Origin of the sequence: Verminephrobacter aporrectodeae subsp. tuberculatae At4 (genome assembly GCF_000193225.1) — a bacterium.
Classification (GTDB): domain Bacteria; phylum Pseudomonadota; class Gammaproteobacteria; order Burkholderiales; family Burkholderiaceae_C; genus Acidovorax; species Acidovorax aporrectodeae.
The window spans coordinates 1-13,867 of record NZ_AFAL01000363.1; the positions used below are offsets into that span (position 1 = coordinate 1).

The window sequence follows — 13,867 nt, forward strand, 5'->3', positions numbered from 1 at the left end:
TCGTCCCGCACTCGGGCGGCGTGTACGCGCTGCAAGCCTTCAACGAGCAGGAGAAGTTCATCGTCATGGCGTACTCGAGCACGCCCAAGATCACCGGGACCGGCAACAAGCTGACCATCCGCATCCCGCCCACCTTCAACACCTACATCGAGCCCTTCACGCACTACCAGATGCAGCGCTTCGGCAAAAGGGTCGGCCTGCTGCCGGGCGACCACGAGTACGCGAAGAACTGGGCCCAGCTCTTTGCGCCGGCCTGGGAAAGGGCCGGCGGAACGGTCGTCTCGAACAACCCCATGTCCTACAACCGCTCGACCGACTTCTACAGCGGCGTGAGCCGCGTGCTCGCGGAAAGGCCCGACGTCCTGTTCGTCGGCGGCCCCTCGGAGCCCACCGCGCTGGTGGTCCGGCAGGCGCGCGAACTCGGCTTCAAGGGCGGTTTCCTGCTCATGGACCAGGTCAAGATCGACGAAATGGCCAAGATCACCGGCGGCCTGGCGCCGCTCGAGGGCTCGATCGGCGTGCTCCCGGTGTCCTACGACGAGCGCGTGGGACCGAGGCGTTTCGTACAGGCCTACCACAGGGCCTACGGCGCGGACAAGGACCCGACCACCGAAGCCTCTTACAACTACACGCTGGTGCACGCACTGGCCGCAGCGATGAAGCTCGCGGGCAGCACGCGCGACGCCGCAGCCATCCGCGCCAAGATCGGCGAGGCACTCGCGCAGCTGCCCGAGACGATCAACGCCGGCAACCTCCAGGGCGTGGACAGCGTGGGCGGCACCCTGACGAATCCCCTGGCGGCCGCGGTCGAAGGCGGCAAGATCAAGCGGCTGAGCCTGCCCGGGCTGACCAAGGGCAGCCCCTGAGCAGGCCGCACCATGGCCGCAAGCCAGTGGTATGCGCACTCCCCCATCCTCATCTGGGGCGGCGGCGCCATCGGCGGCTGCGTCGCGGCCCTCCTGGCCCGCGCCGGTGTGCCGGTGAAGATGGTCGACATCGTCGCCGACCACGTGCAGGCCAGCCGCACCGGCGGTCTGCGCATCGAAGGCCCGGTGGTGCAATGCACGCAACGGGTCGATGCCGCGACCCCGGCCGAACTCAGGGGCCGCCACGACTGCATCCTGCTGGCCGTCAAGGCCCAGCACACCCGTGCCGCGCTCACGCAATTGCTGGCGCACCTGAGCGACGACGGCGTGGTGGTATCGCTGCAGAACGGCCTGAACGAAACGCTGATCGCCGGCAGCGTCGGCGCGCACCGCACGGTCGCCGGCTGCGTCAACTTTGCCGCGGACTACCTCGCGCCAGGCCGCATCGGCTATGGCAACCGCGGTGCCCTCAAGTTGGGAGAGCTGCGTCCGGGCCTGACGCCACGGATCACCGCGCTCGCCGAACTGCTGCGGGCCTTCGACGGCGACACCACGGCGGTGCCGGACATTTGGCCGTTCAAATGGGGCAAGCTCGCCTACGGCAGCCTGTTGTTCGCCACGGCGCTGGCCAACGAGCCGATGAGCGAGTCGCTCGCCGATCCGCAGCACCGCCCGCTGTTCGTGGCGCTTGCGCGCGAGGTGATCGGTGTCGCCGACTTGGCCGGTGTGCAGCCGCTCGGCTTCGACGGTTTCGACCCTGCCGCCTTCCGCGCGGGCGCCAGCGCAGCCGCAGCGGCGCATTCGCTGGACCGCATGGCGCAGCACTACCGCCATTCGGGCAAGCAGCGCAGCGGTGTCTGGCGCGATCTGGCGGTGCGCCAGCGCAGGACCGAGGCGGACAGCCAGATGGGCGAAATCGTGCGCATCGCGCAGTCCCGCGGCGCGAACGCCCCGATCACGGAACAGCTGATCCGCCGGGTCCACGAGATCGAAGACCGCCGCCGCGACATGGCCCGCGCCAACCTGGTCGAATTCGCCGCCGCCGTGCAGGCATGGGCAGCACCGTGAATGCTCCCGAGTACCACGGCAAGAAGGTCGCCATCACCGGCGCGGCGGGCGCCTACGGAAGGGATCTGGCGTCGGCGTTCCACCGGTGTGGCGCCAATCTGCTGCTGAGCGACGATCAGGCCAGTTGCGCGTCAACGCTGCCGCACGGCAGCTGGCGCTACCTGCGGGCCGACCTGCGCACGGCTGCGGGCACGGACGCGCTCGCCGACTGGTTGCTGGCCGATGGCGTCCCCGACGTCCTGGTAAACAACGCGGGGCTGTTTCCCTTCGTCGATCTGCTCGCAACCCCGCTGGACTGCTTTGATGCCATCCTCGGCGTGAACCTGCGCGCGCCGTTCCGGCTGATGCAGCGCATCGGCGCCGCGATGGCGCAGCGTGGTGCCGGGGCCATCTGCAACATCTCCTCGGGTGCTGCCAGCGTGGTGCGCGAGAACGGCGCCGTCTACGGCGCGTCCAAGGCTGCGCTGGAACAGCTCACGCGCGCGTTTGCCGTTCGGCTAGTGTTCTGCCCCGGAAATATCAGCACAAAATGAAACTGATGCATTTCACGTCATGGCAAGGCGCAAACCGCAGCGATACCCTTAGGTATCGCGAGGATTTGCAACGCCGCCATGGCGTGAAAGGCGCAGTTTCATGTGCTGATATTTCCGGGGCAGGACACTAAGTCCCTGCGGTGTGCGGGTGAATGCGGTGCGCCCGGGCCTGCGCGCTGCCACCCGCGACGGCGTCCCGGCCGAGCACCTGCAGCGGGTCGGCGCCGACGTGCCGCTGCGGCGCTTGGCGCAGCCCGGCGAAGTGGCCCAGTTGGTCACCTTCCTGTGCTCCGGGGCCGCCGCTTTCATCACCGGCGAGACCATCGCGGTGGATGGTGGCAACGGAATCAACCGGCGCGCGCCGACATGAATCACGCGCTGCTGCGGGCAGTCATCGATGGAGCCCTGGCCCGCGCCTTGCTTGCCGCCCCACTCCGAAGCCTGCACCGCATCCACACAATCATCCCCCTGAAAGCCCGCCATGCGCATGCACGAGCACCCCACGATCAACTACCCCGAATACCACTGGCCGGCAGGCAAGCGCTGCGCGGTGGTGTTCTCGCTCGACCTCGACGCGGAGTCGCCGTTCCTGTGGCTCCACCGCGGCCAGCAGGTGCAGCAGCTCGGCGAGATCGAGCAGCGCCGCTTTGGCCCGCGCCAGGGCCTCGCGCGCGTGGTCCGCCTGTTCGCCGAGTACGGCATCCGCGGGAGCTTCTACGTGCCGGGCGTGGTCGCGCAGACCTACCCCGGGCTGCTGCCGTTCCTGCTCGAAGGCGGGCACGAGATCGCCCACCACGGCTACTACCATGAGCGGATCGAGGCGATCCCGGTGGCGCAGGCCGAGGACTACCTGGTCATGGCGCAGGAACTGTTTTGCACCCAGACCGGCCTGAGCGGCCTGGGCCACCGCGCTCCATCGTGGGAGATGACGTCCGACTTTCTGCAAACGCTGGAGCGGCGCGGCGTTTCCTACGACAGCTCGCTGATGGGATTCGACCACCCCTACCACGTGGGCAACATGGTGGAAGTGCCGGTGCAGTGGACGGTCGATGACGCGCTCTATTTCCGCTATACCAATAGCCCGCGCGACAAGACCCATCCGGCCAACCCGGGCGCCGTGCTGGACAGCTGGATCGAGGAATTCGAGGGCGTGCGGGAAACCGGCGGCCTGTTCATGGTGACCCTGCACGACTGGATCTCCGGCCGCAGCCAGCGCCTGCGCCTGCTGCGCAAGCTGATAGCGCATATCCGGCATGACCCGCAGGTCTGGTGGGCCCGCGCCGACGAGGTGGCCGCCTGGCACGCCGCGTCGCCCAACCGCGACCTCTATCGCGTGCCCGCGCATTCCATCAACACGCACTTCGAGAGCGCAACCCGGGGCTGAACATGCCGCATCCGTCTTCCTCCCGCCGCCACCTGCTCCAGGCCGCAGCGCTCACCACGCTGGCACCGCTGCGCACCTTGGTGTGCGCTGCCGACCCCTGGCCCGCTCAGCCGATCAAACTGGTGGTGCCGTTCCCGGCCGGCGGCAACACCGATCTGATCGCGCGCATCCTGGTCAAGACGATGGCGGACGACCTGGGCCAGGCGATCGTCATCGACAACCGGTCCGGTGCCGGCGGCAACATCGGCGTCGAGAGCGTGGCCAAGGCGGCGCCGGATGGCTACACCCTGGCCTACAGCACGCTATCGACCTACGCGCTCAACGTGGGCCTGTACCACAAGCTGGCCTATGACCCGGTGCAGGACCTGGCGCCGGTGGCGTTGACGGTGCAAGTGCCGCTGGTCCTCGTGGTGCCAGCGAGCAGCGGCATCCGGACCCTGACCGAGCTGCTGAAACAGCTCAAATCACAGCCCGGCAAGTTCAGCTACGGGTCGGCGGGCAACGGCACCTCGGGCCATATCGCCTGCCATCGGTTCGTCCGCATGGCCGACGTTGACGTGCAGCATGTCCCGTACAAGGGCTCGGCACCGGCAATGACCGACCTGATGGCCGGCAACGTCCATTTCAGCATCGACGCGCCCTCGGTGGTCGCGCCGTTGATCCGGGCCGGGCGGCTGAACGCGATCGCGGTCGCCGTTTCCGGGCGCATCCAGGCGCTGCCGCAGGTGCCGACTTTCGACGAAGCCGGCCTGCCGGGCTTGCGCGCCTACACGTGGAACGCGGTCTGGGCGCCCGCGGGCACGCCGCAGGCCATCCTGGATCGGCTCAATGCCGCCGTCAACAAGGCACTGAGCACCCCCGCGAATACCCGGCAGATCGAGGCGGCCGGCGTCGTTCCCTATCCGGCCATGAACCGCAGCCAGGTGCAGGAATTCATGAAGAAAGAGTACGACGCCTGGGTGCCGCTGGTGCGCAGCATGAGGATGTCCTTGGGTTGAGCGCCGCGGGCGCAGCGGTATTCGAGCGAGCGCGTCCAAGGGGTCCATGTACAATGTTTCTGTACAATTTTTCTGTACAAGTTGAAAGGGACGTCATGACCATAGAAACCACTTACAGCCAAGCACGAGAGCAGCTCAAAACGCTGATGGATCGTGCGGTCGAAGACTGCGAAGTGATCGTGGTGCGTCGTCGTGCGGGTGGAGACGTGGCCATGATTGCCGCCGCCGAACTCGAAAGCCTTGTCGAGACGGCCCATCTGTTGCGATCCGCAAAAAATGCAGAGCGTTTGCTCACTGCACTTGCACGCGCGCGTTCGGACGCTATCGAGCCGACCGCTCTGATCGATTTGCAAAAACAGGTGGGGCTTGATGCGTGAGGATGATCGTGTCGCGGTTTGCCATCCTGAATTTTTGGAAGACCTTCAGCACTGGGTCGAGACTGATCGCAGGACAGCCAAGCGTTTGCTTGAACTGGTCCGAGCCATCCTCAAAGACCCATTCGATGGCATCGGCAAACCGGAACCGCTGAAATACCTTGGCGCCGACGTCTGGTCGCGTCGCATCACCCAAGAACATCGCTGCGTTTACTTGGTCAAGGGGGACCGCGTCGAGTTCCTGCAAGGGCGCTACCACTACTGAGCAACGCATTGAGTGGCTCATGACAGCGGCGCAGCCGGGCGTGGGGCGCAAAGAATACGCGCCGCGGCCCGCGCGGAACACTCCCGGCTGGAGTAGGCAGCCAGATGCGTTGCGTCGCAGGCCGTGGCCGGCCAATGCACCGCGTCATAGGCGCTGCGCAGGCCCACGACGACCGTGCGCCCGGCGAGGCGCGAGAAGATCAGGTCCAGCACCTGCCTCTGAGAGGCCGCTCCCTGGAAGTCCTCGCCTGGCAAGGGATAGTTTTCGGTCACGGCAACGATCACTTCGCCATCGGGCATGCTGCCCTCGCGGGAGAATTCGGCGATGGCCTCCTGCGCGCCCAAGGTCCTCCATGCGGCGCGGGGCCAGATTCGGGAAAGCTCGTCAACGAAGCATGAGAAAGCCGGAACCGCCTGGTTCGGCCCGATGCCCCGAACGTTCATCAGATTGCAATAGTCGGCGTCCGTGACCGTCTGCACGACGACCAGGCGCTGCCCCGGCTTCAGCGGCAGCAAGCCGTGCACGTCCGTTCGCACCAGGACGGCCCGTTCTGCGGCCCGCGCTTCCAGCGCGCGATGGGCGGCGAAATCCACCGAAGGGGGCCTTGGCGCCATCAGCCGCGCTTGCTTGAACGCGACGATGCGCCCGACGATGGCGTCGAGCTCTTCCTCGGTGAACGCGCCGCGGCGCACCGCCTGCACGATGGCCTCGATCATTTCGATCTGGCGTTCGACGTAGGAGGCGCTGTGGTCGTAGTGCTCTTCGGACAGCATGATCATGTCGATGCCCGCGCGCAGCGCACGCAGCGAGGCCTCGACGGGCGTGTAGTTGCGGCGGATCGCGCCCATGTTCATGCTGTCGGAGATCACGATGCCCTGGAAGCCGAGCGTCTCGCGCAGCACGCCCTTGAGCATCGCGGGCGACAGCGTTGCAGGATGTTCGGCATCGACCTGCGGGTAGCGGATGTGCGCCGTCATGATCAGGTCCACGCCCGCGTCGATCGCTGCGGCAAAGGGCCGGATGTCTTGCGCGAGCAGCTGCGCCAGCGGATTCGCGACCACGGGAATTTCGCGGTGGGTGTCGCCGTCGGTGCGGCCGTGCCCCGGAAAATGCTTGGCGCAGGCCGCGATGCCGCCCCGATGCGCGCCCTGCACCGCCGCCGCCACATGCGCCGCCACCTCGTCCGGCGTCTCGCCGAAGGCCCGCGTGTCGATGATCGGCGAACGCGTGCTGAAGTTGATGTCCGCGCAGGGCCCGAGCACGCAGTTGAAGCCGGCGAAGCGCATCTCCCTGCCGAAGATTTCGTACATCGCGCGCGTCAGGCCGGTGTCGCCGGTCTTGCCGAGCGCGAGGTTGCCCGGCCCGGTGGTCGATTCCGGCACCAGCACGCCCCAGGCGCCCTCCTGGTCCACGCCGAGCAACGCCGGCACGCCCGAGGGCCGCGCGAGCGCCATGGCCTGGATGTCCGCGCACAGGCGCCGGGCCTCGTCGAAGGTCGCGGCGTTGTCCTGACTCAGGTAGCAGCCGCCGATGTTGTAGCGCTCGACCAGCGGGCGGATCGCGTGCGCGTCCTTGCCCGGGAAAGCCAGGATGAAAAGTTGGCCGACCTTCTGCTCGAGGGTCCAGTCTGCAAGCGGGTTCATGCGCGGCTCCTTGTGTCGCTTCCTGGCTCTGCTATTACTTACTACTACTACTTCTTCTTCGCCGCGCGCTTCGAGCGCAGCTGGCCCATCGTGAACGTCACCGCCAGGATGATGATGACGCCGCGAAAAATCAATTGCTGATCGACGTTCAGGCCCATCAGCACGAGCCCGTTGTTCACCATGCCCATGATGAGCGCGCCGACGATCGAGCCGACCACCGTGCCCTTGCCTCCGAACAGGCTGGTGCCGCCAATGATCACGGCGGCAATCACCATCATCAGGTCGTTCTCGCCGAGCGTGTAGCGCGCGCTCTGCAAGCGCCCCGCGTACAGGATGCCCGCGAGCGCCGCGAGGAAGGCGTTGAGCACGAGCACCAGCAGCTTGATGCGCGCGACCCGGATGCCCGAATAGAGCGCCGCCGTCTGGTTGCCGCCGCTGGCCGTCACTTCCTTGCCGAAGCGCGTGCGGTTCAGCGCCAGGTGGCCCAGCAGCGCCACCGCGAGCATCCACAGGAACAGCACCGAGACCGGTCCGACGTCGCCCGAGCCGAAGAGGAAGACGAAGCGCTCGTCGCTCACCGGAATCGACTGCAACTGCGTGATCCAGCGCGTGACGCCGGTGATGATGCCGGTCATGCCGAGCGTCACCAGGAAGGACGGGATGCCCACCACCGCGACGAACCAGCCGTTGACCAGGCCGAAGGCCGTGCCCGCGAACAGCGCGGCGCCGACGGCGAGCCAGATGGATTCGGTGGCCTGCAGCGTGAGCGCCGCCGTCACCGCCGACAGCGCCACGATGGCGCCGAAGGACAGGTCGATCTCGCCGGCGCTCAGCACGAAGGTCATGCCCACGGCCATGATGGAGATCATCGCGGTCTGGCGCGCGATGTTCATCAGGTTGTTGGTGTCGAGAAAACCCTTGTCGTGCAGGGTCGCGCTGAAAAAAATGAACAGCGCGGCGAACACGATGTAGATGACGAAGTCTCTCCAGTTCACCGGCGTCTTGCGCGCGGCTGCGGGGGCGGTGGTGTTCACGGGGGGTCCCTTGTGTTTTATTGGACGGCGGCCAGCAGACTCTCTTCGGACTGCCCCTGCGCGGGCAGCTGCGCGGCGATGGTGCGCTGCTTCACGATATAGATGCGATCGCAGAAACTCGCGATCTCGCCGTACTCCGTGGACACGAACAGGGCCGCGTTGCCCTGCGCCACGTAGGCGTCGATGATGCGCATGATCTCGTGCTTGGCGTGCAGATCGACGCCGAAGGTCGGGTCGTCGAGCAGCAGCACGCGCGCGCCGGTGCTCAGGCAGCGTGCCACCACCACCTTCTGCTGGTTGCCGCCCGACAGAAAGCGCGTGATCTGCTCGGGCCCCGTGGTCTTCACGCCCAGCTGGCGTATGAACTGCTGCACGATGCCGCGCGAGCGGCGGCGATCGAGCAGCAGCGGTGAGGCCATCTGGCGGTGGATCGACATCAGCGTGTTGTCGCTGACGCTGAAGTCCAGCACCAGGCCCTGGCTGCGGCGGTCCTCGGGAACGAGGTGGATGCCCGCATCGATGGCGTCGCGCGGGCTCCCGATGCGAACCGGTTTTCCTTCGAGCAACAGCCGGCCGCCGTGCACCGGGTCGAGGCCGAAGATCGCCTTCAGTATCTCGGTGCGGCCGCTGCCGAGCAGCCCGGCGAGCCCGACGATCTCGCCGGGATAAAGCGTCAGCGACACATTCTCCACGTGCGCCGTGCCCACGCCTTCCAGTTCAAGCAGCGGCGTCGCGCCCGGCACCACCGGTGGCCGGCTCCAGCTCGGCGCGGCATCGACGTCGCGCCCGACCATCTCGGCGATCAGCAGCGCCTGATCGACCTGCGACACCGGCGCGCTGCGCACGGCCCGGCCGTCGCGCAGCACGGTCACGCTGTCGCAGATCTCGAAGATGTCGCGCAGATAGTGCGTGATGTAGACCATGCTCACGCCCTCGGCCCTGAGCCGCATCAGCACCGCGAAAAGCTGGTCGATCTCGTGGTTCGACAGCGACGCCGTCGGCTCGTCGAGGATCAGGATGCGCGCGTCGGTCGATAGCGCCTTGGCGATCTCCACCAGCTGCTGCTGCCCCGGGCTCAGGCTGCCCAGCAAATCGCCGGGCGAGACCTCGGCCTCGACGCCGACCTTGGCCAGCAGCGCGCGCGCGGCCGCGGCCACGCCGCGCGTGTCGATCAAGCCCAGGCCATTCGAGGCCCAGTGGCCGAGGAAGATGTTGTCCGCCACCGTCATGCTCGGCACCAGGCTCAGGTCCTGGTAGACCATGGCGATGCCGGCCGCGCGCGCGTCCTGCGGCGTGCGGAAGTGGCACTCCTCGCCGAAGACCCGGATCACGCCCTCGTCCTTGCGGTAGAGGCCGTTGAGGATCTTCATCAATGTGGACTTGCCGGCGCCGTTGATGCCCGCGAGCGCGTGCACCTCGCCCGCGCGCAGCACGAAGTCAACGCCCTTGAGCACGGCGTTGCCGGCGAAGCCGATGCACAGGCCGCGGGCCTCGATGGCCAGCTGCGGCTGCGGCGCTGCTGTCTGGGCAGTGGCTTGCACGCTGTTGTCTCCTGCGTCCGGAAGGCGGCGCTTACTTGGCGAGCGCCTTGAGCACGCTCGGCGGCAGCGGGCGACGCAGGGCCCTTTGCCACTGCGCATCGAGGTTCGACTTCGTCACCTTCGCCGCGTCCACCGTGACGAAGGCCGGCGTCGGCTTGTTCAGCAGCGCCAGCGCGCCCATGCGGGCGAGGGTCTGGCCCATGTCGAACGGCAGGTCGGACACCACGCCGGCCATGTTGCCGCCCTTCGCCATGTCGAGCACCGTGGCGGCGCCCAGGTCCATGGTCACGACCCGCAGGTCCTTGCGGCCCGCTTCGCGCGCGGCGGCGAGCACGCCCTCGGCGATGGCGTCCCAGGGCGCATAGATGGCCTTCACGCCGGGGTTCTGCGTGAGCAGAGCAGAGGCTACGATCTGGCCGTCGTTCGGGTTCGCGATGCCCTTGCTCGCGACCACGCGCACCTGCTTGTGCTCGGTCGCCAGCACGGTCTTCACCGCAGCGTCGCGCTGGTTCGTTACGTAGTAGTTGGCGTCGTGGTACATCAGCGCCACGTCGCCCTTGCCGCGAATGCTGTCGCTCAGCAGTTCGGCCGCGCTCTTGCCCATGCCGAACAGGTCGTCGGTCACGATGCCGGCGTAGTCGGTGCCGGCCTTGAAGCCTTTCGGCGCGTTGCTGATGAAGACCAGCCGGACGCCCTGCTCCACCGCCTTGCGATAGGCCACCGCGGCCGATACCGGATCGATCACGAGCGAGATGATCATGTCGGGCCTGAGCGCCAGCACGGTCTCCAGGTCGGTCAGCTGCTTCTGGCTGTCCATCTCGGCGTCGGTCGTCGCGACGACCCGGATGCCCAGCTGGCCGAACACATCCTTGGCACCGGCCGTGACGGCGTTCGTGAAGTCCGAGCTGGTGTGCATCAGGATCGCGGCCTTGTAGCCCTTGGCCTGGACCGCCGCCTGGTCCGTGGCGGACAGCACGACCTGCGTGTGCGGCACCGGCGCCTCGCCGTTGGGGCCGACCGTGCGGGTCACCGCCCGGGTGTCGGCCGCGCCGGCGGCCAGCGGGCCGAACGCGAGCGCCAGGGACGAGGCCAGCAGCGCCAGGGATTTGAGGGAGTTCATGCGCAGTCCTTTCGGGGTTTGTCAGGGGTTCGGATCACGGAATCAGTCAGCAGCTCATCGGGTCCGCGTCACCTTCGCAAGGTGCGGCGGCCGGTCGGGATCGAAGCCGCGGGCACGGGCCAGCGCCTCGACCATCGGATAGAAGCTCTGCACCGCGCAGACCGGGTCGAGGTCGGCGACCGCTGCCTCAGCGAGCGGCAGCACGCAGCCGGGCGTGCCCGCCGGCGCCGCGAGCAGCACGCGCGCGCCGCGGGCGCGCATCTCGTCGGCGAGCGCGAGCAGGCCGGCCTGCGCCGGGCCGCGCGGCGCGAAGATCAGCATCGGGTAGCCCGCGCCGATGAGCGCCATCGGGCCGTGCCTGAGCTCGGCGCTGGAGAAGGCCTCGGCCTGCAGGCCGCAAACCTCCTTGAATTTCAGCGCCGCTTCGAGCGCCACCGGCAGGCCCGTGCCGCGGCTGATCACGAACAGGCGGTCGGCGTCGCGCAGGGCCTCCACGGCCGCCTGCCAGTCGGCATCGACGGCGCGCTGCAGGGCCTGCGGCAGATCGGCGAGCGCGGCCCGAAACGACTTGTCGCCCTCCCACGCGCCGACGAGCCGCGCACCCGCGACCATCTGCGCGATGAAGCTCTTGGTGGCCGCAACGCTGGTCTCGGCGCCGGCGCGCAGCGCGAAGATCCATTCGGCCGCGCCGGCCAGGGGCGACTGCGCATCGTTCACGAAGGCCACCGTGCGCGCGGCCTGCGCGCGAAAGTACTGCGTGGGCGCGACGAGGTCGGGGCTCTGGCCGGATTGCGAGAAAGCCACCGACAGCATGCCCCGGGCCGCGAAGCGCGGGCGGTACAGCGTCACCAGCGACATCGGCAGCGAGGTCACCAACTGGCCCAGCCGCGCCATCGTGAGGTAGGCCATGAAGCCCGCCGCATGGTCCGAGCTGCCGCGCGCGATGGTGAGCACGCCCGTGGGCGGCTGCTCGCGCAGGTGCGCGCCCAGCGCCTCATAGGCCGCCGCGTCGGCGGCGAGTTGATCGGCCACGGCGGCGGGCGCCTGCCGTGCCTCCACGAGCATTTGCGAACTCAAATGACTTCTCCTTCGACGAGAACGGATTGCAGGTCCAGGTGGCGATCGAGCACCACGAGGTCGGCCCACGCGCCGGGCGCGAGGCGGCCGCGGTCGCCCTGCCCCAGGTAGTTCGCGGCATGCGTCGAGACGCGGCGCGCGGCGTCGTCCAGCGGCAGTCCGATTTCGAACACGAGGTTGCGCAGGGCCTGGTCCATGGTCAGCGTGGAGCCAGCCAGCGTGCCGTCGGGCAGGCGCACGCCGCCCATGCACTTGCTGACCTTGTGGCGGCCGAGTATGTAGTCGCCATCGGGCATGCCCGTGGCGGCGGTCGAATCGGTGACGCAAAACAGGCACGGGATCGCACGCAGCGCGACGCGGATCGCGCCGGGGTGCACGTGCACCAGGTCCGGAATGATCTCGGCGTACTGCGCGTGCGCCAGCGCCGCGCCCACCATGCCGGGCTCGCGGTGGTGCAGCCCGGTCATCGCGTTGAACAAATGCGTGAAGCCGCCCGCGCCGCGCCGCAGCGCCGCCACGCCGTCCTCGTAGGTGCCCAGCGTGTGGCCGATCTGCACCTGGAAGCCTTCGGCGCGCAGCGCGTCGATGCATTCGGGCTTGCCGAGAATCTCCGGCGCCAGCGTGACGAGCCGGATCGGCGCGAGCGCGTGCAGCATGCGCAGTTCGTCGAGCGCGGCGGGCCGCGCGTAGTTGGGTTGCGCGCCGAGCTTTCCGGGGTTGATGTACGGCCCTTCGAGGTGCACGCCGAGCACGCGCGCGGCGCCCTTCGGCCGTGCGCGGCACACGCCGCCGAGCGCGCCCATGGCCACGCTGAGGTCGGAGGTCGGCGCGGTCATCGTGGTGGCCAGCAGCGCAGTGGTGCCGTGCCGCGCATGCAGCGTGCTCACATGCCGGGCCGCGTCGCCGCCTTCCATGACGTCGTGGCCGCCACCGCCGTGCACGTGGATGTCGATGAAGCCCGGCAGCACGATGCGCTCGGCGCTGCCGCGCACGTCGTCCACGCCGACCGGTGTGCCTTCGATGCGCTGGATGCGCCCTGCGTGCATGGCGAGTTCGCCGTGCACGAAGCCGTCGGGCGTGAGGATGTGGCCGGAAATTTTCATGTCAGCGGTTTCTTGTGCGCGGTCCAGGGCTCAGCGCCGCATCTCGATGACGAAGTCGTAGCAGTCGCTGCGGCAATAGGAATGGGTCAGCTCGACCACCTGTCCGCTGGCCAGGTAGCCGATGCGGGTGACGAAGAACACGGCAGCGCCGACCGGCAGCTCGAGCCTCTCGGCGAGCTTCATGTCGGCGTTCAGCGTGCGGATGTGCTGCAGCGCGCGCACCGGCGCGTTCCCGCTGCGCGCGAGGTATTCGTACAGCGAAGCATCGACGGCCTCGGGGTTCGGCAGCACGCTCTGCGGGATGGCGCTCACCTCATACGCCAGCACCGCTTCCTCGGCCAAACGCAGGCGTTCGAGCCGCGCCACGCGGGCGCCGGGCGAGAGCCCGAGCGGCAACAGTTCGTCGGGAAGCGCCGCGGAAACGCTGCGCTGTAGCCAGCGCGAATGGGGGGTGTAGCCGCGCTGGCGCAACTCCTCGGAAAAGCTCGTGAGGCGCGACAGCGGCTGCTCCAGCCGCAGCGCGACATAGTTGCCCGATCCGCGCTTGCGCACGATCAGGCCCTGATCGACCAGCTGGTCGATGGCCTTGCGCGCGGTCACGCGCGATACGCTCAGCGACTCCGACAGCGCGCGCTCCGAGGGCAGGGCCGCGTCGGCTTCGAAGCGGCCCTCGCGGATGCCCTCAGCCAGCATCTGGGCGAGTTGCACATACAGCGGGGAGCTGTTGCCGGGATCGAGCTTGATATCGAGGTTCGGATTCTTCATGGCAGCGAAGGTGTCGGGTCACCCCAGCGCGCGGCGCACCAGGTGGATGGCGCCATCGACCGCGTTGCCCGCGGGCTCCACGCGGCGCGTCTGGCA

At 68.2% G+C, this 13,867-nt stretch carries 14 protein-coding genes and 1 pseudogene; 8 read left to right on the forward strand and 7 right to left on the reverse strand.

What is annotated here, in order from left to right; genetic code table 11:
- The 8 genes and pseudogenes from VTU_RS0108205 to VTU_RS0108240 all read left to right on the forward strand — a co-directional run.
- A partial coding sequence (locus VTU_RS0108205) for an ABC transporter substrate-binding protein (protein WP_010103129.1) occupies window positions 1–866 on the forward strand: 866 nt, incomplete at its 5' end.
- Between the two features lie 12 nt (window positions 867–878).
- Window positions 879–1,934, forward strand: coding sequence for a ketopantoate reductase family protein (locus VTU_RS26545; RefSeq protein ID WP_010103131.1), 1,056 nt, complete (start codon window positions 879–881; stop codon window positions 1,932–1,934).
- On the forward strand, window positions 1,919–2,467 hold the full coding sequence (locus VTU_RS0108215) for an SDR family NAD(P)-dependent oxidoreductase (protein WP_010103133.1): 549 nt from the start codon (window positions 1,919–1,921) through the stop codon (window positions 2,465–2,467). Before VTU_RS26545 ends, VTU_RS0108215 begins: the two co-directional genes overlap by 16 nt.
- 133 nt (window positions 2,468–2,600) lie before the next feature.
- Window positions 2,601–2,837: pseudogene (locus VTU_RS0108220) on the forward strand (SDR family oxidoreductase); the annotation flags it as partial.
- A 111-nt stretch (window positions 2,838–2,948) separates the two neighbouring features.
- Window positions 2,949–3,851 carry a polysaccharide deacetylase family protein gene (locus VTU_RS0108225; protein WP_010103139.1) on the forward strand — a complete coding sequence of 301 codons (903 nt, stop codon included), beginning with the start codon at window positions 2,949–2,951 and terminating at the stop codon, window positions 3,849–3,851.
- A gap of 2 nt (window positions 3,852–3,853) precedes the next feature.
- Entirely contained in the window at window positions 3,854–4,849 is a 996-nt protein-coding gene (locus tag VTU_RS0108230; protein WP_010103140.1) for a Bug family tripartite tricarboxylate transporter substrate binding protein, read from the forward strand.
- A 95-nt stretch (window positions 4,850–4,944) separates the two neighbouring features.
- Window positions 4,945–5,226 (forward strand): type II toxin-antitoxin system Phd/YefM family antitoxin, encoded by a 282-nt coding sequence (locus VTU_RS0108235; RefSeq protein ID WP_010103141.1) that lies wholly within the window; start codon window positions 4,945–4,947, stop codon window positions 5,224–5,226.
- Window positions 5,219–5,488 (forward strand): Txe/YoeB family addiction module toxin, encoded by a 270-nt coding sequence (locus VTU_RS0108240; protein ID WP_010103142.1) that lies wholly within the window; start codon window positions 5,219–5,221, stop codon window positions 5,486–5,488. The genes VTU_RS0108235 and VTU_RS0108240 overlap by 8 nt, the downstream gene beginning before the upstream one ends.
- 17 nt (window positions 5,489–5,505) lie before the next feature.
- Here the strand turns inward: VTU_RS0108240 and VTU_RS0108245 are convergent, their stop codons facing one another.
- The 7 genes from VTU_RS0108245 to VTU_RS0108275 are packed head-to-tail and all read right to left on the reverse strand — an operon-like array spanning window position 5,506 to window position 13,771.
- A complete protein-coding gene (locus tag VTU_RS0108245) occupies window positions 5,506–7,131 on the reverse strand; it encodes a glycoside hydrolase family 3 protein (RefSeq protein ID WP_010103144.1) in 1,626 nt (541 codons plus the stop codon).
- Window positions 7,132–7,178: 47 nt separating this feature from the next.
- Window positions 7,179–8,165: an ABC transporter permease gene (locus tag VTU_RS0108250; RefSeq protein WP_010103145.1), complete on the reverse strand. Its 987-nt coding sequence runs from the start codon at window positions 8,163–8,165 to the stop codon at window positions 7,179–7,181.
- 17 nt (window positions 8,166–8,182) lie between these two features.
- The gene (locus VTU_RS0108255; RefSeq protein ID WP_010103146.1) at window positions 8,183–9,706 is read right to left on the reverse strand and encodes a sugar ABC transporter ATP-binding protein; all 1,524 of its coding nucleotides are present in this window, start codon (window positions 9,704–9,706) and stop codon (window positions 8,183–8,185) included.
- Window positions 9,707–9,737: 31 nt separating this feature from the next.
- Complete coding sequence (locus tag VTU_RS0108260; protein WP_010103147.1) at window positions 9,738–10,826, reverse strand: substrate-binding domain-containing protein; 1,089 nt, start codon at window positions 10,824–10,826, stop codon at window positions 9,738–9,740.
- Between the two features lie 54 nt (window positions 10,827–10,880).
- Entirely contained in the window at window positions 10,881–11,891 is a 1,011-nt protein-coding gene (locus VTU_RS0108265; protein WP_010103148.1) for an SIS domain-containing protein, read from the reverse strand.
- 8 nt (window positions 11,892–11,899) lie between these two features.
- A complete protein-coding gene (gene nagA / locus VTU_RS0108270; RefSeq protein ID WP_010103150.1) occupies window positions 11,900–13,006 on the reverse strand; it encodes an N-acetylglucosamine-6-phosphate deacetylase in 1,107 nt (368 codons plus the stop codon).
- Between the two features lie 30 nt (window positions 13,007–13,036).
- Window positions 13,037–13,771: a GntR family transcriptional regulator gene (locus tag VTU_RS0108275; RefSeq protein ID WP_010103152.1), complete on the reverse strand. Its 735-nt coding sequence runs from the start codon at window positions 13,769–13,771 to the stop codon at window positions 13,037–13,039.
- Between the last annotated feature and the right edge of the window lie 96 nt (window positions 13,772–13,867).